The organism is Pseudomonas abietaniphila (genome assembly GCF_039697315.1).
GTDB classification, from domain to species: domain Bacteria; phylum Pseudomonadota; class Gammaproteobacteria; order Pseudomonadales; family Pseudomonadaceae; genus Aquipseudomonas; species Aquipseudomonas abietaniphila_B.
Genome location: NZ_CP155619.1, coordinates 1,819,260 through 1,836,702, shown reverse-complemented (window position 1 = coordinate 1,836,702; position 17,443 = coordinate 1,819,260). Strand labels below are relative to the sequence as shown.

The 17,443-nt window shown below is 60.4% G+C and carries 16 protein-coding genes; 9 read left to right on the top strand and 7 right to left on the bottom strand.

Annotated elements, in window-relative coordinates:
* The first annotated feature begins 108 nt into the window (after positions 1 to 108).
* Positions 109 to 972 (top strand): cache domain-containing protein, encoded by an 864-nt coding sequence (locus ABDX87_RS08155; RefSeq protein WP_431061214.1) that lies wholly within the window; start codon positions 109 to 111, stop codon positions 970 to 972.
* Positions 973 to 1,013: 41 nt separating this feature from the next.
* Here the strand turns inward: ABDX87_RS08155 and ABDX87_RS08150 are convergent, their stop codons facing one another.
* Both ABDX87_RS08150 and ABDX87_RS08145 read right to left on the bottom strand, forming a co-directional pair.
* On the bottom strand, positions 1,014 to 2,519 hold the full coding sequence (locus ABDX87_RS08150; RefSeq protein WP_346832420.1) for an MDR family MFS transporter: 1,506 nt from the start codon (positions 2,517 to 2,519) through the stop codon (positions 1,014 to 1,016).
* Positions 2,520 to 2,996: 477 nt separating this feature from the next.
* Entirely contained in the window at positions 2,997 to 3,887 is an 891-nt protein-coding gene (locus ABDX87_RS08145; RefSeq protein ID WP_346833458.1) for a LysR substrate-binding domain-containing protein, read from the bottom strand.
* A 163-nt stretch (positions 3,888 to 4,050) separates the two neighbouring features.
* Between ABDX87_RS08145 and ABDX87_RS08140 the strand changes: the two genes are divergently transcribed.
* The 6 genes from ABDX87_RS08140 to ABDX87_RS08115 all read left to right on the top strand — a co-directional run bounded on the left by ABDX87_RS08140 (position 4,051) and on the right by ABDX87_RS08115 (position 11,576).
* Positions 4,051 to 5,688 (top strand): 5-guanidino-2-oxopentanoate decarboxylase, encoded by a 1,638-nt coding sequence (locus ABDX87_RS08140; RefSeq protein ID WP_346832419.1) that lies wholly within the window; start codon positions 4,051 to 4,053, stop codon positions 5,686 to 5,688.
* The gene (locus ABDX87_RS08135; RefSeq protein ID WP_346832418.1) at positions 5,685 to 7,145 is read left to right on the top strand and encodes an aldehyde dehydrogenase family protein; all 1,461 of its coding nucleotides are present in this window, start codon (positions 5,685 to 5,687) and stop codon (positions 7,143 to 7,145) included. Before ABDX87_RS08140 ends, ABDX87_RS08135 begins: the two co-directional genes overlap by 4 nt.
* A 217-nt stretch (positions 7,146 to 7,362) precedes the next feature.
* Positions 7,363 to 8,466: an ABC transporter substrate-binding protein gene (locus tag ABDX87_RS08130; protein ID WP_074755791.1), complete on the top strand. Its 1,104-nt coding sequence runs from the start codon at positions 7,363 to 7,365 to the stop codon at positions 8,464 to 8,466.
* Between the two features lie 284 nt (positions 8,467 to 8,750).
* Positions 8,751 to 9,659: an ABC transporter permease gene (locus ABDX87_RS08125; RefSeq protein WP_346832417.1), complete on the top strand. Its 909-nt coding sequence runs from the start codon at positions 8,751 to 8,753 to the stop codon at positions 9,657 to 9,659.
* Positions 9,656 to 10,504 (top strand): ABC transporter permease, encoded by an 849-nt coding sequence (locus tag ABDX87_RS08120; RefSeq protein WP_346832416.1) that lies wholly within the window; start codon positions 9,656 to 9,658, stop codon positions 10,502 to 10,504. The genes ABDX87_RS08125 and ABDX87_RS08120 overlap by 4 nt, the downstream gene beginning before the upstream one ends.
* A 16-nt stretch (positions 10,505 to 10,520) precedes the next feature.
* On the top strand, positions 10,521 to 11,576 hold the full coding sequence (locus tag ABDX87_RS08115) for an ABC transporter ATP-binding protein (RefSeq protein ID WP_346832415.1): 1,056 nt from the start codon (positions 10,521 to 10,523) through the stop codon (positions 11,574 to 11,576).
* Between the two features lie 26 nt (positions 11,577 to 11,602).
* On the opposite strand, the gene ABDX87_RS08110 is transcribed toward ABDX87_RS08115, so the two are convergent.
* Complete coding sequence (locus tag ABDX87_RS08110) at positions 11,603 to 12,511, bottom strand: AraC family transcriptional regulator (RefSeq protein ID WP_346833457.1); 909 nt, start codon at positions 12,509 to 12,511, stop codon at positions 11,603 to 11,605.
* 390 nt (positions 12,512 to 12,901) lie between these two features.
* On the opposite strand from ABDX87_RS08110, the gene ABDX87_RS08105 reads away from it, so the two are divergent.
* Positions 12,902 to 13,255 carry an antibiotic biosynthesis monooxygenase family protein gene (locus tag ABDX87_RS08105; protein ID WP_346832414.1) on the top strand — a complete coding sequence of 118 codons (354 nt, stop codon included), beginning with the start codon at positions 12,902 to 12,904 and terminating at the stop codon, positions 13,253 to 13,255.
* Between the two features lie 187 nt (positions 13,256 to 13,442).
* Entirely contained in the window at positions 13,443 to 13,682 is a 240-nt protein-coding gene (locus ABDX87_RS08100; protein ID WP_346832413.1) for a hypothetical protein, read from the top strand.
* On the opposite strand, the gene ABDX87_RS08095 is transcribed toward ABDX87_RS08100, so the two are convergent.
* From ABDX87_RS08095 to ABDX87_RS08080, 4 genes are all read right to left on the bottom strand, one after another.
* Positions 13,683 to 14,306, bottom strand: a complete 624-nt coding sequence (locus ABDX87_RS08095) for a flavin reductase family protein (RefSeq protein WP_074755621.1) — start codon at positions 14,304 to 14,306, stop codon at positions 13,683 to 13,685. It abuts the gene before it with no gap.
* Positions 14,307 to 14,508: 202 nt separating this feature from the next.
* Positions 14,509 to 14,988 (bottom strand): hypothetical protein, encoded by a 480-nt coding sequence (locus ABDX87_RS08090; protein WP_346832412.1) that lies wholly within the window; start codon positions 14,986 to 14,988, stop codon positions 14,509 to 14,511.
* A 422-nt stretch (positions 14,989 to 15,410) separates the two neighbouring features.
* On the bottom strand, positions 15,411 to 15,875 hold the full coding sequence (locus ABDX87_RS08085) for a hypothetical protein (RefSeq protein ID WP_346832410.1): 465 nt from the start codon (positions 15,873 to 15,875) through the stop codon (positions 15,411 to 15,413).
* A gap of 241 nt (positions 15,876 to 16,116) precedes the next feature.
* Positions 16,117 to 17,439: an MFS transporter gene (locus ABDX87_RS08080; RefSeq protein WP_346832409.1), complete on the bottom strand. Its 1,323-nt coding sequence runs from the start codon at positions 17,437 to 17,439 to the stop codon at positions 16,117 to 16,119.
* Between the last annotated feature and the right edge of the window lie 4 nt (positions 17,440 to 17,443).

Here is a 17,443-nt window from a genome sequence, read left to right as displayed (position 1 = left end):
GCGGGCAAGTGCGCTGCTGCAGGTGCAAGCATCGAATTGCCGAATACTTCCTTATTGCCATCCCCCGACTAAGCTTGCAGCCAGATCAATAAAAACGGGGTAAGCGCGATGTCGGTCGTTTCGGGGTGTGGGGCGTGGAAAAAAAGCGTGCTCTTTGTGCTGGCCTGGTTGTGTGTAGGACAACTTTGGGCGGCAGGGGACGAGGCTCAAGAGGCTGCGGCGGCGAAGGCACTGCTGGAAAAAGCCGTGGCGCATTACCGTCAAGTCGGTGACAAAGCGCTGGCCGAGTTCAGCCGTCAGGGCGAGTACGTCGACGGCGAGCGCTATGTCTTTGTCACCGACACCAACGGGGTCATGCTCGCCAGTGGCGGACCGTCGGTGGTGTTGATTGGCCGGGACGTCTCTTCGGTCCTCGACCCCGAGCTCCAGAAGGGCTTCAAGGACGTCCTGAAAACGCCGGAAAGCGCCGGAATTCAGCAGGCCGAGTACCGCTGGAAGAACCAGAACGACGGCAAGATCGAACGCAAGCGTGTGTATTTTCAGCGCGTCGGTGACCGTGTGCTGGCCGTCGGTTATTACCTGCCTCGGGCATCACCGGAACAGGCGAGGGCGTTGCTGGACAAAGCGTCCAAGGCGCTGGAGCAGGATCAGGACGGAACCCTCGAGGCGATCAACAACCTCAAAGGCGGCTTTTTGCAGGATGATCTCTACGTGTTCGTGGTCAATGTCGACACCAAACGCTATGTCGCGCACGGCACTAACCTGCGTCTGGTCAACACCGACTTCAGCAAGATCAAGGACCCGGAAGGCAAACCGGTCGGCCTGCCAATGCTCGAGATGATCAAGAAACAGCCGGAGGGTGAATACGAGTACCGCTGGCGCAACCCGGTAACCGGCAAGGTCGAACACAAACACGCGTACATGCGCAAAGTGGGCGAGTTTCTGGTGGCGGTGGGGTACTACAACGGTTGAGTCAGTGAATTTGCCGCCTACCTTGTAGGCGGCAAACAACGTCACCGATCCCTGTCTTCCCGCCCGCGCAAGAGGTTGTTGGGCATTGCCAACGCCGCTGCCAGGCCGAGGACGGAAACGGCGGCGCTGGTCATCAGCAGATGCTGGAAGGTCATCGACAGTTGGCCACGAAGCAATTCCAGCGCCGGGCCGCTGGCGGCGTGCAGGCTGTCCATCAACAGATTGCCCGAACTGCCTTCACCGATCGCGCCACCACTGAGGTGGCCCAGGCCGGACGTCGTCAACATCGCCAACAACAGCGCCGACATGCTCGCTACGCCCACGGCTCCGCCCAGTGAACGGAAAAGATTGGTGGTGCTGGTGGCAACGCCCATGTCTTTCATGTCCACCGAGTTCTGAGTGCCGACCAGCGACGTGGGAAATTGCAGCCCGCTGGCGATGCCCGTGAGCACCATGAAAAACCCGGTGAGGATCACCGACTGCGGCGGTGTGAAGGCGATGCCCAGAATCGCCAAAGGCATCAGCGCCGCACCGGTCAGAATGATCGGCTTGTAGCGACCGGTGAGCGACGTCCGACGCCCGCCAAAGTAGGCGCCCATCGGCATGCCGATCGCGAGGGGCATCAAGTGCAAAGCCGCACTGTCTGCGCCGCCGCCCGTCACGGTCTGGAAACGCAGCGGCAATAGCACGATCAGCGAGATGGCCTGAAAGCTGGTGAAGAAAATCGTGCACCAGCACAACACGGCGCTGCGGTTGGCGAACAGGTGCATGGGCAGCAGGGGCTCGCGGGTCCGGCGTTCGTACAGCACGAAAACCACCAGCGCGAGCATCGCCACGCCCAGCTGAATCAGCACATGATCATCGCGCCAGCTGTGACCCTGACCGATTTCAGTGATGCCCAGCAGCAAGGCCGTGAGACCGATGATCATCAGCACCGTGCCCAGGTAATCGATAACAGGCTTGCGCTGCGGAACCGGCAGGCCGATCAGGGTTTGACGTGCAATCCACCAGGCCACGAAACCCAGCGGCAGGTTGATGATGAACACCCAGCGCCAGGAGAGGTATTCGGTCATGAAACCCCCCAGCACCGGGCCTGCAACGCTCGCCGCCGCGTACATCCCGCTGAAGTAACCCTGATACCGGCCACGTTCGCGTGGCGGGACGATGTCACCGATAATTGCCTGGCTGACCGAGACCATGCCGCCTGCGCCGATGCCCTGCAGCACGCGCGCCAGCACCAGTTGCTCCATGCTCTGAGCCATCGCGCAGAAGAGGGAGGCGAGGGTGAAGGTCCCCAGGCCGAACAGCATCAGGCGTCGACGGCCGTAAAGATCACCCAGCTTGCCGTAGATGGGTACGGCCACGGTAAGCGCGACCATATAGGCCGAGATCACCCAGGCCAGCAGGTCGAAATCCTTGAATTGAGCGGAAATGGCGGGCATCGAGACGGCGACGATGGTCTGGTCCAGCGCGCTGAGAAAGACGGCCATCATCAGCGCAACCAGAATGCTGCGAATGTCCGGACGAGTTTGATTGAGGCTGGTCACGAAAGGGACTCGAACTGGCAGGTTGACCCGCCGGATACCGCAGCGGGAATTTTTGCTCAGTCTAGTCCGTTAGCTAGCTAATCGATAGCTGGCTTTATCGATTCACTCGACGCCGGCACCTGCGAATGCGATCAGCGTAACGCGCTGAAGGTGGCATCCGATGGCACGCAGTGCCCAATGGTGCAGACGACCGCCATGCGCGGTTGTTGCCGCAGCTGTTCTATTCGATAGGCGCCTGCCGCATAGATGCTGAGCACCGCCAGAACAGCGACTACGTACACGCATTGTCTTTTTATTGTGGTTTTCATGACATTTGCCTCGATCCGGTTACAAAAATGTTTGTTTGTCGGACAAGGTAAGTGTAGGTCGGTATCGCGATGATGGCTCAGCGACAGGGATTGAATGTTTTTATCAGCGACCAGGCGCTGGAAGGTTTATCGCCGTCAAATATCGCGACGTGATCTCGTACGAAGGTGATCACTGCCCCTCGCGTTGAGCGGCCTGGTCCAGCAACCAATCCAGCAGTTCCTGCAATTGCGGTGAAGACCCGGCGCGGTTCGGGTAAACGAAGTAATACGCCTGACCTGTTTTTACCCGCAGGTCGAACGGCATCACCAGCCGCCCGGCGCTCAAGTCTTCGCCAATCAGCGCCCAGTCGCCAATCGCCACGCCCGAACCCTGAGACGCGACGGTCATCGCCAGATCGAGCGTGTCGAAATGCTGACCCTTGCTGATGTTGCTCAGGGTAGTGCCTGCTGCCTTGAGCCACTGTTCCCAGTCACGCTGATCGCGGGTCGGGTGCAGCAACATGTGCTGCTCCAGATCGCTTAACTGGCCCAGCGGCGTCGGGCCGTCCAGGAGTGATTGAGAACAGACCGGCGTGAGTTGTTCGTCAAAAATGTGATGGACCTGCATCGACCCGTCGGGGCGAGCGCCATACACCACGGCGGCGTCGAACTCCTCGCGACGGAAGTCCACCGCGTGCTGCACAGTCGTGGTCAGCTCCACGGGCACATCCGGGCGTTCCTTTTGCCACTGCAACAGGCGGGGCAGCAGCCATCGCATCATGCAGGTGGGTGCCTTGAGTTGCAGCGCCTCGCGTTTGACGCCGACCTGATCGACCGCCTCGTCAATCAGCGCGAACACTTGCTGGATGCGCGGAAACAGTTCGCGGCCTTGCGCGGTCAGGCTCAGGCCCCGTGCCTGACGCTGAAAAAGGCTATAGCCCAAGTGACTTTCCAGCCCCGAAATCTGCCGACTGACCGCGCCCTGCGTGATGTGCAACAGCTCTGCGGCACGCGTGAAATTGCAGCACTGAGCCGTAATCAGGAAGGTGTGCAGGGCGGGCAGGGGAGGCAGGCGTTTCATCGGTTGCGCAGGCATGAGTGGAGAACATGCCTAAGCATGACATTTTTTGCGTTGTCACCGATATGTCCGCACGGTTCCAATTACCCTACATCTGCTACGCCTGGTTTGAGCCTCGCGGGCAGCTTCGAATCCTGTTTTCAGAACGACTATAAGGTCCAGACAAATGGCGACGTGCGGCGAAGTGTTGGTCAAGTTACTCGAGGGATACGGTGTCGAGCAGGTGTTCGGCATTCCCGGCGTGCATACGGTGGAGCTGTATCGCGGCCTTGCGAGCTCCTCGATCAATCACGTCACTCCGCGTCACGAGCAAGGCGCGGGGTTCATGGCCGACGGTTACGCGCGCACCAGTGGCAAGCCGGGCGTCTGCTTCATCATCACCGGCCCCGGGATGACCAACATCACCACGGCGATGGGGCAGGCCTACGCCGATTCCATCCCGATGCTGGTGATTTCCAGCGTGCAATCGCGTAACCAGCTGGGCGGTGGACGCGGCAAGCTGCATGAGCTGCCGTCGCAGAGCGCGCTGGTGGCGGGCGTCGCGGCGTTCTCCCACACCTTGATGTCGGCCGCCGAGTTGCCGTCGGTGCTGGCCCGCGCGTTTGCGTTGTTCCAGGCCGGTCGCCCACGGCCTGTGCACATCGAAATTCCGCTGGACGTGCTGGTCGAGAACGCGGATGACCTGCTGGACAGCCAGCCGGTGTCCATCACCCCGGCCGGCCCGTCGCCCGCTGCGATCAAGCAAATGGCCGGGTTGTTGGCCAGCGCCAAACGTCCGTTGATTCTGGCCGGCGGTGGCGCCATTCATGCGGCCGGCGCACTCACTCAGTTGGCAGAAAAGCTCGACGCGCCCGTTGCGCTGACGATCAACGCCAAGGGCATGCTGCCGGCGAGTCATCCATTGCTGATCGGTTCGACTCAGTCACTGGACCCGACCCGCGAAATCGTCGAAGGCGCCGACGTGGTGTTGGCGATCGGCACTGAACTCGCCGAAACCGATTACGACATCACGTTCCAGGGGCACTTCAAGATCCCCGGCACGCTGCTGCGTATCGATATCGACCCGGACCAGACGGTGCGCAACTTCCCGCCCAAGGTCGCGTTGGTGTCCGATGCCCAGACCGCAGCCGAGGCGTTGGTGGCTGCCTTGAACGAAGAAACGCTGGCCGAGCGTCAGAACGACTGGGGCCACAAACGCGCGGCCGCACTGAAAGAGACGCTGACGGCTTCGTGGGATGAAGCCACTCGCGGGCAGACGCTGTTCCTGCAAACCGTCCTGGAGGTGCTGCCCGATGTGGTGATCGTGGGCGACTCTACCCAGCCGGTCTACACCGGGAACCTGACACTGGACCTGGATAAGCCGCGCCGCTGGTTCAACTCGTCCACCGGCTACGGCACGCTGGGTTATGCCTTACCCGCGGCGGTGGGTGCCTGGCTTGGCAGTCAGGATGCCGGCGAGCGCAACCCGGTTGCCTGCCTGATCGGCGACGGCGGCCTGCAATTCACCCTGTCCGAGCTGGCAAGCGCTGTCGAAGCGCGCACGCCGATCATTGTGCTGCTGTGGAATAACCAGGGTTACGAAGAGATCAAGAAGTACATGGTCAATCGCGCCATCGAGCCGGTGGGCGTGGACATTTACACCCCTGATTTCATCGGCGTCGCCAAAGCCTTGGGTTGTGCGGCCGAGGCCGTCAGCGGCGTCACGCAGTTAAAAGCGGCACTGAATGCGGCGAACGACCGTCAGGGCCCGACCGTTATCGAAATTGACCAGCGTCGCTGGATGAATGGACTGAAAGCATCGTGAGTGAGGCAACTGTGTTGAGCCCGGTATTGGCAGGTGTGTACATCGACGGTCATTGGCGCGCCGGTGGCGAGCAACTGACAGTGATCAACCCGTCGACCGAGGAGCGTCTGGCGATCGTCACCGGCGGCGATGCCGGCGCGGTGGAGGATGCCGTGCAGGTTGCGCGCGAGGCCTTTGGCGCATGGTCGAAAACCACCGGCGCGGCGCGGGCGATGATCCTGCGCAAGATCGCCAATGGTGTGGCGGCGCGTCGCGAGCGGCTGATCGAGTTGCAATCGAGCAACAACGGCAAGCCGGGCTTCGAGGCGGCCATCGATGTCGACGATGTGATCGGCACGTTCAACTATTACGCTGAATTGGCCGAAGCCTCCGATGGTCAACAAAACCGTGCGGTCGAGCTACCGAGCGATGAATTCACCGCGCGCCTGCGCCGTGAGCCGTGCGGCGTGGTCGGGCTGATCGTGCCATGGAATTTTCCGATGGTGACCACCGCCTGGAAGCTGGCGCCTGCGCTGGCGGCCGGGTGCTGCGTGGTCCTGAAACCTTCGGAAGTGACGCCGCTGGCCGAGCTGGAACTGGCGCAGATCATTGCCGCGAGCGGTTTGCCGACCGGCGTGTTCAACGTCGTCTGCGGCACGGGTCTGGCCGTCGGCGCGCCGATGTCGGGCCATCCCGGCATCGCCAAAGTCTCGTTCACTGGCAGCAATGCGGTGGGGGTTCAGGTGATGCAGCGCGCGGCGGAAACCGTGAAAGGCGTCAGTCTTGAGCTGGGCGGCAAGTCGTCTCTTCTGGTGTTGGCCGATGCCGATCTGGATCTGGCGGTGGAGCTGGCGAGTGGCGGCGGCTTCTTCAATGCCGGGCAGATGTGCTCGGCGACCAGCCGCGTACTGGTGGCGAACGAACTGCTGGAACCGTTTCTGGAGCGCATCGTCGCCAAGGCCAGATCGATCAAGGTCGCCGGCCCTCAAGACGACGGCGCCGAGATGGGGCCGTTGGTCAACCAGGCACAGTACCAACGCGTGATGGCCCACATCGAGGCCGGCAAGGACTCGGGCGCGCGCCTGTTGTGCGGCGGGAAACGTCCTGCCGATCAGCCTCGCGGGTATTTTTTGCAGCCTGCAGTGTTCAGCCACGTGCCCCTGGACAGTGCACTGTGGCGCGAAGAGATTTTTGGCCCGGTGGTCTGCGTTCGGGGCTTCAGCTCGGAAGCCGAAGCGATTGCTCTGGCCAACGACAGTCAGTTCGGGTTGGTGGCAAGCGTGGTCGGTCGTGATGCCGCGACCACTGAACGCGTCGCCAACGCCCTGCAGGCGGGGCTTGTGTGGATCAATGCGCCACAGGTGATCTTTCCTCAAACGGCGTGGGGCGGCTACAAGCAGAGCAGTCTGGGCCGCGAGTTGGGGCCTTGGGGCATGCAGGCGTTTCAGGAAATAAAACACGTCGTTCGCGCCGTCTGAGCCGGTCGAAAACAGTTCACGCATGCCTCCCCGTAAGGCATGCGTCGAGCACATGGCTCCAATGAAAAACTTTCGATTGTTGAGGGACCTGCGTCGCCGCAGGATGACCCCGCTGACTTGCTGAATGCCCCGCCATCCGGGGCTTATAGAGAAGTCGGCTTGCGCGCTGCGGTGCAAATTCCCTCAACCATGCGACAGAAAAACAATGGAGTCCGACGTGGGCAAACATGATCTGAATAGACGGCAATTCATCAAGGCAGTGGGCGTCGCATCCGTGGGCGCGGCGGCCATGTCCATGCCCTTTATCCGGGCGAGCGCCAGTGATGGCAAATTCCAGGGCAAGACCCTGCGTTTGCTGACCTGGTCGGATGACACGGGGCTTGCCGCCCTGCGCAATATCGCGGCGACATTCGAAGCCAAAACCGGCGCCAAGGTGATTGCCGACCGCACCGGCAGCACCTCGGAAATGGTCGCCAAACTCAAGGCCGGTGGCGATCGTCCCCAGTACGACATCATTACCCTGGCAGGCGTCGGCGCCGAAGGTCTGGCGGCGGCCGGTCTTCTGGAAAAACCGGACCTGAACCGCATTCCCAACATCGTTGATGTGCCTGAGAAATACCGCACCGGCGCCAATGGGCACGGCATCGGTTACCTGCTCTGGTGCAACAGCCTGGTGTACAGCACCCGCACCGTGAAAGAAGCCCCGGACAGCTACGCTGCGCTGTGGGACAAGGACATGGCGCCGAATATCTTCCTGCCGCCGCCCAACTGGACCGAGGCAATGGACCTGATCATCATTGCCGCGAAACTGGCGGGCGGTGACGAGCACAACATCGAGCCAGGCTTCAAGAAACTCGCCGAGTTGAAAGACCGCGTCGTGACCCTGGGTGAGAACCCGAACCAGATCGCCGAATTGTTCCGCACCGGTTCGCTGGACATGGGCGGACTGTACGCGCCGGCGTTCTTCCCGAAACAGATTCGCGACCCGAACTACGGTCTGGGCGCCACCTTTGGCATGAAGGAAGGGTTTTACACCGACCTGATGCAATCGGTGATGCCGAAGAATCGGCCGGGCGATACCGACCTGGCCTACGCCTTTCTGGACCACTCACTGGACCCGGTGGTGCAGGGCAAGATGGCGGAAGACATTTATAACGGCCCGGTCAACGCCAAGGCCGTGATCTCCGCCGAAGCGCGCAAGAGCCCGTACATCCTAACGCCTGAGCAGATCGCCGATAAGGCGATCATGCACGACAACGCCTTCCTGGCGACCGTGCATGACCAGTGGATTCGTCGTTACACCGAGATTTTCTCGTCCTGATGCCTGTTGGTTGAGTCGGGTCTGACACGGTTGCAGTGTCCGGCCCGACGTCTTCGTGAGCAAGCTCACTCCCACAGGGACGCCGGTGCTTGACCTGTCTGTGTGGACCGCCACGGTGCAGCGTTTCTTGACCTGTCTGTGTTGATTGCGACGGCGCAGCATTACTGGGAACGAGCCCGGTTTCTGATGTATCCCGGACCCTGTGGGAGTGAGCTTGCTCACGAAAGGGCCACAACAGGCAAACGATGCATTTGTGACTCACCGCTAAACCCGAGATCAAAAACATGCAAAACCCACCTATAACGCGCCAGGAAGACGCAGCCAAACCGCGTCGAAACCGGCCATTCTCGGCCACCGCTCGCGCATGGTTGTTCCTCACGCCGTCGATGCTGTTCCTCGCCGTACTGATCGTCGCCAGCCTCTTGGTCCTGCGCATGAGCGTCGGCACCAAAGGGGCAGAGTGGAGCGGGTTCAGCCTCGACAGTTATGCGCAACTGTTCGAACCCTATTATTTGAAGTCCCTGCTGCTGACCTTGCGACTGGCCCTGATCAGCGCGGTGATTGCCGTCATTCTCGCGATCCCGGTCGGCTACACCATGGCGCGGCTCAAGTCGCCCTTGGTCAGACGGGTTTTTCTCGCGGCTGTCCTGTTGCCGCTGCTGGTCAACCTGCTGCTGCAAAGTTATGGCTGGTTGGTGATTCTGGGTCCGGCCGGCATGCTCAATCAGGCATTGAAAGGAATGGGGCTGATCACTCGGCCGATCATGATGCTGTACAACCAGAACGGCGTGCTGATGGGCCTGGTGCAAACCGCTTTCCCACTGGCAGTACTGCCAATTGCGAGTGCCATGCGTGGCATTTCGCGAAGCTATGAAGAGGCCGCCGCCACGCTGGGCGCCAGTCGCTTTCAGGTGTTTCGCCAGGTGATCCTGCCCATGAGTCTGCCGGGCATCATCACCGGCGCCACGCTGGTGTTTGCCTACAACGCCAGCAGTTTCGTCGTGCCATTGCTGCTGGGCGGCCGTCGCGTGCCGATGCTGGCGGTGATGGTGCACGACCAGATAGCCCCGCTGATGAACTGGCCTGCGGCGTCGGCGGCGGGCGTCGTGCTGATCATCACGACGCTGGCGATCATGACCCTTTCCGAATTCGTCACCGGTCGCCGTCGGCGCATGCTGGAGGCTTCGCAATGAGCAAGAAAATACGCCGTTCGCAGCCCCTGTTGCCCGGCGAAACCGGACGCTTCGCAGCCATTGTGTCGGCGGTGATTCTGTTCCTGGCGGTCACCCCGATCCTGACCATGATCGTCATGTCGTTCAGCGGCTCGGCCAACCTCGATTTCCCGCCGAGCAGCTACAGCCTGCAGTGGTACAAAGCGGCGTGGCAGACCTTCGTTTCCCCGGACGAAAGCGATGTGCTCAGTCTGGGCAAAGCCATGACCACGAGCCTGATGGTCGCGTGCCTGACGATGGTCTTCGCCACGTTGATCGCCGTGCCCGCGTCTTACGCGCTGACGCGCTGCGAGTTCCGCGGCAAGGCTTTCGCGCTGCAACTGATGTCGCTGCCGCTGGTGTTCCCGATGGTGGTCCTGGGGCTGGCGTTGCTGCTGGTGTTCGACAGTTTGCCGTTCCACCTGAGCACCTCGCGGCTGGTGATTGCCCACGTGATTCTCGCGCTGCCGTTCGTGATCAAGAACTGCACGGCGTCGATGATGACCATCGGCAGCGAAGTGGAAGAGGCTGCCCGGATGCTCGGCGCGTCGCCCACCCGCGCCATCGTCGATGTCGTGGTGCCGTTGATGAAATCGGGGATTCTCGCCGGGATGTTGCTGGCCTTCATCGTCTCGTTCAACGAGTTCACGGTGACCTATTTCCTTTACAACATCGACGTCATGACCGTGCCGATCTGGATGTACAGCCGCACCGTCTCCTCGCTCGACCCCACCGTTTTCTCGTTCGCCGTGCTGATCGTGCTGATCGACTTCGTCCTGATCTGGGCGTTGGAGAAGCTGGTCGGTGAAGGTGGCGTTTCGTTCTGATTTGAGGTGTGAAGAAATGACCGGACTGGTTCTCGAAAACGTTGAAAAATTCTACGGCTCGGCCTGCGCCGTCACCGACGTCAACCTGCACCTGCCGCAGGGCAAACTCGTGTGCTTCCTGGGCCCGTCGGGCTGCGGCAAGACCACGCTGTTGCGCATGATCGCAGGGCTTGAAACGATCACCAGCGGCGAGATTCGCCTGGATGGCGAAGACGTCAGCCACACGCCGGCCCACGAGCGCAATTTCGGCATGGTGTTTCAATCGCTGGCGCTGTTCCCGCACATGACGGTGGGCGAAAACATCGCGTACCCGCTCAAGTTGCGGGGTGTCGACAAGGCCGCGCAGAAAGCGCGGGTCACCGAGCTGCTGGCGATGATTCAGCTGCAACAGATGGTGGATCGCCCGGTGGCGAAACTGTCCGGCGGTCAGCGCCAGCGCGTTGCGATTGCCCGCGCGATTGCTGCGCACCCGAAACTGTTGTTGCTCGACGAACCGCTGTCCGCGCTGGACGCCAAGCTGCGGGAGTCTATGCAGGTTGAGATTCGTCAGCTGCAAAAACAGCTCAACATCACAACCATTTTGGTGACCCACGATCAGCGCGAAGCCATGACCATGGCCGACATCGTGGTGGTGCTGGGTGAACACAAGGTGCAGCAGGTGGGCACGCCGATTGAGATTTACCGCAACCCGGCCAACGCCTTTGTCGCGGACTTTATCGGCTCCGGCAATATCTTCCCGGCCAAGGCACTGGGTGGTGGTCGCGTGCAACTGCCCGCGGGCGATTCACTGGACGTGCCGATCGGCGACACGATCAAGGCGGGCGACGAGATCAGGATGCTGGTGCGTCCGGAAGACCTGCAGCTTTCGCAGTCGCAGACCGCTGAGGCCAATCGGCTGAATGGCACGGTCACGTTCATCCGCGACATTGGCGCCACCATCGAAACCACGGTGGAGTGCGGCGGCGTGTCGTTGACCGCGCTGAGCACGCCGAACCAGAGCCTCGGACTGGCCGTTGGTCATTCGGTGTCGGTGATCATTCCTGCGCAAGCGTGCCGGGTGCTGAGCGCCTGATACACATGCCGTTCAGGGCCGATGGTTCACAGCGTCTTGCGCAGGCGCGCCAGATCCCGCAATGGGGGCGCGCCGAACAGGCGGCTGTATTCGCGGCTGAACTGGGACGGGCTTTCATAGCCCACCTTATAGCCGGCCGCTGACGCTTCAAGCCCGTCGGAGAGCATCAAACGACGGGCCTCCTGCAAGCGCAGCTGTTTCTGATACTGCAGCGGGCTCATGGCGGTCACGGCCTTGAACCGATGGTGCAGGGTCGAGACACTGAGGTTCACTTCCCGGGCCAGTTCTTCGATGCGCAACGGCTGCTGAAAGTGCTCGTTCAGCCATTTGATTGCCTGGGTCACACGATGTGTCTGGCAGTTGGAAATGGCGATTTCATACAGCCGATAGCCTTCGCTCCCGCGCAGCAAGCGGTAGAGGATTTCGCGGGTGATCAGCGGCGCCAGCATGGGAATGTCTTTCGGGCTGTCCAGCAGGCGAATCAGACGAATGACTGCGTCCAGCAATTGTGAATCGATGCGCTCCACATACATGCCGCGTCCGCTGGGGCGGGTCGGTACGCTCATGGGACCGGCTTCAGCGATCAACGCGTTGATGTCGGCGGGGTCGATGTCCAGCCGCATGGCCAGATGCGGGTCTTCCGGTGTGGCGTAAATGACTTTGCCGCTGATGGGCAGGGCAACCGACAGCACCAAGTAATTGAGCGGGTCGTAGGTGAACAGTTCGCCACCCAGCGTCACGTCCTTGCGGCCTTGCGCCATGATGCACAGCGCGGGTTGAACCACGCCCGGCACGGACTGCACCGGACGGTCGTGGCGCACCATGAACAGCGGCTTGATCAGTGTCTGAAAGCTGCCGTCCGTAGGCGCGTGCCGACGGATCAGCGCGGCAAGTTCGGCACGCTGCTGTTCCATTTGCGCGCTCAGTTCGGGCATTGGCCGGGTGTCGGGCACGGCACTGGTGACGGCAGGCTCAACGGCGGTGGGCAACATGGAGAAATTCCTCTGACGGAGCGTCGATGCAGCACAGCTTATTTTTGTGCAATCGCAAGCGGTAGGCGAATCCTGCCGGATGATTGCCTGATTCTGCTACCGGTTCGCGCGATAGACGACGAAACGCCTTATCCGATTGATCTGATTGCTCGAAAGTCCCGCGTCCAAGGCCATGAATCGGCAATCGGTGGGCTAGCGTTTGAGCGGCACCCGCGCAGAATCAGGCAATAACGGGGCAGTAATTGGCTACCGACACTTGTGCCTGGACCACTAATCTTCACATCCAGCCGCAACGCCTTCTTCGATTGCGGCTGAATCAATGGAGCGAAGACCATGCACACCCCATCAGCTGTGAGCCACCTTGTGTCATTGCGCGCCAGCGCCGGAAACAGTGCCCGACTCGGCGCACGCCTGAGCACATTGATCGCCCCATCCTCCAGGGCCGGCGGTTGCCTGCACTTTGCCCTGCAGCAATCAATGACAGAACAGGACGTGTGGGTGATCAGCGGATTGTGGGCTGACGCATCCGCCATGAACGACTGGTTCGCCACCCCTGAGCTGAACATCTTTTCCGAGTTGGTGACCGAACGCCTGGTCAGCAGCCTGGATTTTCAGACGTTCGCCCACGTCAGTGCCGCGCAGGCCGAGACGGCCTACGGTTTGCCGGACGTCAGGAAGGCGGGCTGAGCAGGCTTCGAACTGAGTCTTCTATCGCGAGCAGGCTTACGCCCGCAGGAAAGTCACTGTGGGAATGAGCGTGGTCCGGGCGGCACCCGACGAATGCATCGGCTTGAACACTGAAAATCTCGCGGCCATTTCCCTGACTCAGGTTTAAAATCCACGCCTTTCTCTTTCAAGGCAGGATCCTCCTCCCATGGCACGCAAAGAATTCCAGCATCACGAAGCCGTTTCCGCTGCAATCCCTGGCGGCGGCGAGTACAGCGCCGCTATCGCCGTCAAAGGGCTGGGGGCCGGTGGTGCGCCGACGTTTCATCGCGTGCTTCAAGACCAGACGTTCAAGACAGCCCTGGCCGCCGATCAAGCTGCGGTCCTGGAACTGGAGCGGTTGATCGACGTAACGTCTGAGGGCGACCTGATGTTCGCCCAGGACTGATCAGGCGCGCGGTCGGTACATCTTGAACAACGATTCGGGGCCCAGCTGGAAATAATCGGCCGGGCCGCCGCCGCGCAGGATCGGCTCACCGGCCGCCGTGTCGTAGATCCCGTCCTTAAGCAGGCGCTTGGCGATGTGAATCGCTACCACCTCTCCCAGAATCAACCAGCTGGGCACCACTTCCTTGTCCGCCCGCTGCAGCTGGATGATCTGCGTCACCTTGCACTCGAACGCCACCGGCGTCTCTTTGACCCTCGGCACCGAGACGATGCGTGAAGGCTCGGCGGTGAGATTCGCCAGCTCGAATTCATTGACGTCTGCTGCCACGGGCGCGCAGCTCATGTTCATCTGCTCGGCAAGCGGGCGGGTGGCAAGGTTCCACACGAACTCACCGGTCTGCTCGATATTGTTCAAGCTGTCTTTGCGCCCGATGCTGCAGAAGCCAATGATCGGCGGCACGTAGTTGAAGGCGTTGAAGAAGCTGTAAGGGGCAAGATTGAGCTTGCCATGGGCGTCCTGAGACGAAATCCAGCCAATGGGACGCGGGCCGACGATGGCGTTGAACGGATCGTGCGGCAGCCCGTGACCTTTGGACGGCTCGTAGAAATGAATATCGTCTGACATAGCGCATTTCCTGGATAAGAGAGACGGGGAGCCGGGTTGAGCATCGGCTGTCCGCACAGAATGAAGGCCGTCATAGTGCAAGGCATTTCCTGCGGATTCCAGACTTTGCCGTTATTCAGGCAAAAAAAAGCCCGGCATCAGCCGGGCTACAAAGGGAGTTCAGGAGGTGGAACGTCTGAAGCGGTAAAGCTGTAGGGCCGTATTAGCTGACGCGGTTGGCGCCGACATGGTCGGCACCGTCGGCGGCCAGACGGTTGGCACCGACGTGGTCAGCGCCATCGGCGGCTTGACGGTTGTTGCCTACGCGGTCAGCGCCGTCAGCGGCCAAACGGTTGGCACCGACGTGGTCAGCGCCATCGGCGGCCTGACGGTTGTTGCCTACACGGTCAGCGCCGTCAGCGGCCAGACGGTTGGCACCCACGTGGTCGGCGCCATCGGCGGCCTGACGGTTGTTACCTACGCGGTCAGCGCCGTCAGCGGCCAGGCGATTTGCCCCGACGCGGTCAGCACCATCAGAAGCCTGACGATAAGAACCGGTGTGCGAAGCGTTGGTGTGGGAAGAACCACCTTCAGCGACAACAGTACCGTTCAATACAGCGTGGTGATCAGAAACCGGCAGAGCGAATGCACTCGACGCCAGAATAGAGAGACTAAGGCCGAACAGAATGTTTGAAGTTTTCATGATGTTTGCTCCATCAAAGTTCAATAATTTCTTTAACTTGGGTATGGAGTGAATTTTACGCGCGTACGCATTAAGTAGAAGTTAACAAGCTTGCTAACGATCATCGCTGAAAATGATAGTTGGCTGCAGCGCCCGGTTTTAAAGCGTTCCAGCGGATCTTGATCCGAAATGGGGCAATTTCTGTCAGGTTTGACAGTTTTGCTGGTTGACAAATTAATTATTGCGTGAATGTCTTCTTTTGTTGGTATGGTTTGCGTGATGAGATGGGATTCATCAGGCTGATAGCGCTAATCGCCCTAAAGGGAGAGGAAACCGCCAGCGAAGGGGGAAGAAGCCAGCAATTACGAGGGCTGGATCGTTTTGCGGTGGCAGAAAAAACTAAGCCCGGCGGAAGCCGGGCTGGAGAGGGAACCGCTTGGCGATCAGCTCAGGCGATTTGCGCCTACACGATCAGCGCCATCGGCAGCGACACGATTTGCACCAACATGGTCAGCGCCGTCAGTGGCAACACGGTTGTTACCTACACGGTCAGCACCGTCAGCGGCAACACGGTTATTGCCTACACGGTCAGCGCCGTCAGCGGCAACACGGTTGTTGCCTACGCGGTCAGCGCCGTCAGCGGCAACACGGTTGTTGCCTACACGGTCAGCACCGTCGGCGGCAACACGGTTGTTGCCTACACGGTCTGCACCGTCAGCGGCAACACGGTTGGCACCTACGCGGTCAGCACCATCAGCGGCAACACGACCGACGTTGGTATGGGAAGAACCGTTTTCAGCAACTACCGGTGCGTTGATATGTTTGCTCGCATCTACAGCAGGAAGTGCAAAAGCGCTCGTTGCCAGAATAGAGAAAGCGAGGCCGAAGATCAGTTTGTTAGTTTTCATGATAGTTGCTCCAGATCGATTCGAATAAGTGGGTAACTCGGTATGGAGTTAACTTTACTCGGCTCTGGATTATTAAGAAGTCAATCGCATTGGTAGCGATCATCGTTGAAATTGATACTGCGAAAACCGCCTAGTGATTCAGCGACTTAGCTGCCGAGGCAGCGAAAAAAAGGGGCGGCCATGTGTATGGTCGCCCCTTGGTTTTCCTGCCTGGGCCCTCTATCAAGGCCCTCCAGCGGGATCAGTCGGTGTCGATTCGCGAATGCTGGCGGGTGTCTTTCATGAAGACGTAGACCAGCAATGAGCATGCGATACAGGCGGTGACGTACCAGTAGTAGCCGGTTTCCATGCCGATGCTCTTGAACCACAACGCGATGTACTCGGCGGTGCCACCGAAGATTGAGACGGTCAGTGCATACGGCAGGCCGACGCCCAGTGCGCGAATTTCAGTCGGGAACAGCTCGGCCTTCACCACGGCGTTGATCGAGGTGTAGCCGCTGACAATGATCAGCGCCGCCATGATCAGGAAGAACGCCCCCCACCAGGTTTGAATCGTGTGCAGCGTCGTGAGAATCGGGACAGTGCACAGCGTGCCGAGCACACCGAAGGCGATCAGGATCGGGCGACGACCGATCTTGTCAGACAGCGCGCCAATGACCGGTTGCAGCACCATGAACAGAAACAGCGTGGCAGCGGAAATCGTGGTCGAGTCGGTGATGCTCATGCCGACAGTGTTCACCAGGTATTTCTGCATGTAGGTGGTGTAGGTATAGAACGCCAGCGTGCCGCCCATGGTCAGGCCGACCACGGTCATGAGCTCTTTTGGATGACGCATCAGGGTGCGCATCAGGCTCTCTTTTGGCTTTTCCTTCTTTTTGGTGAACGACTCGGTTTCTTCCATGCCGCGACGCAGGAACAGCGCAACGACGGCACACAGCGCGCCGATGGCGAACGGGATGCGCCAGCCCCAGGTGTTCAGTTGCTCGGTGGTGAGCGTTTGTTGCAGCACGATCAACACGCCCAGCGCGATGAGCTGGCCGGAGATCAGCGTCACGTACTGGAAGCTGGAGAAGAAGCCACGGCGCTCCTTGGTCGCCATTTCGCTGAGATAGGTCGCCGAGGTGCCATATTCGCCACCGACCGACAAGCCCTGCAGCAGGCGAGCAAACACCAGAAGGATGGGGGCGCCGACGCCGATGGTTTCATAACCGGGGGTGAGCGCGATGATCAGCGAGCCGAAACACATCAGCAGGACCGAGGCCATCAAAGCCGCTTTGCGGCCTTTGCGGTCAGCGTAAAGGCCCATCAGCCAGCCGCCGATCGGGCGCATCAAAAAGCCGACTGCGAAGATCGCCGCGGTGTTGAGCAGTTGTGCGGTGGTGTCGCCTTTGGGGAAGAAGACTTTGGCGAAGTAGAGGGAGAAGGCAGCGTAGACGTACCAGTCGTACCACTCGACCATGTTGCCGACCGAACCACTGAAAATGGATTTCAGGCGACTTCTGGTGGTCTTGTCGGCGACGGGTGCGGCAGCCGATCCGTTGGAAACAGAGTTGGGAATAGCCATTGGA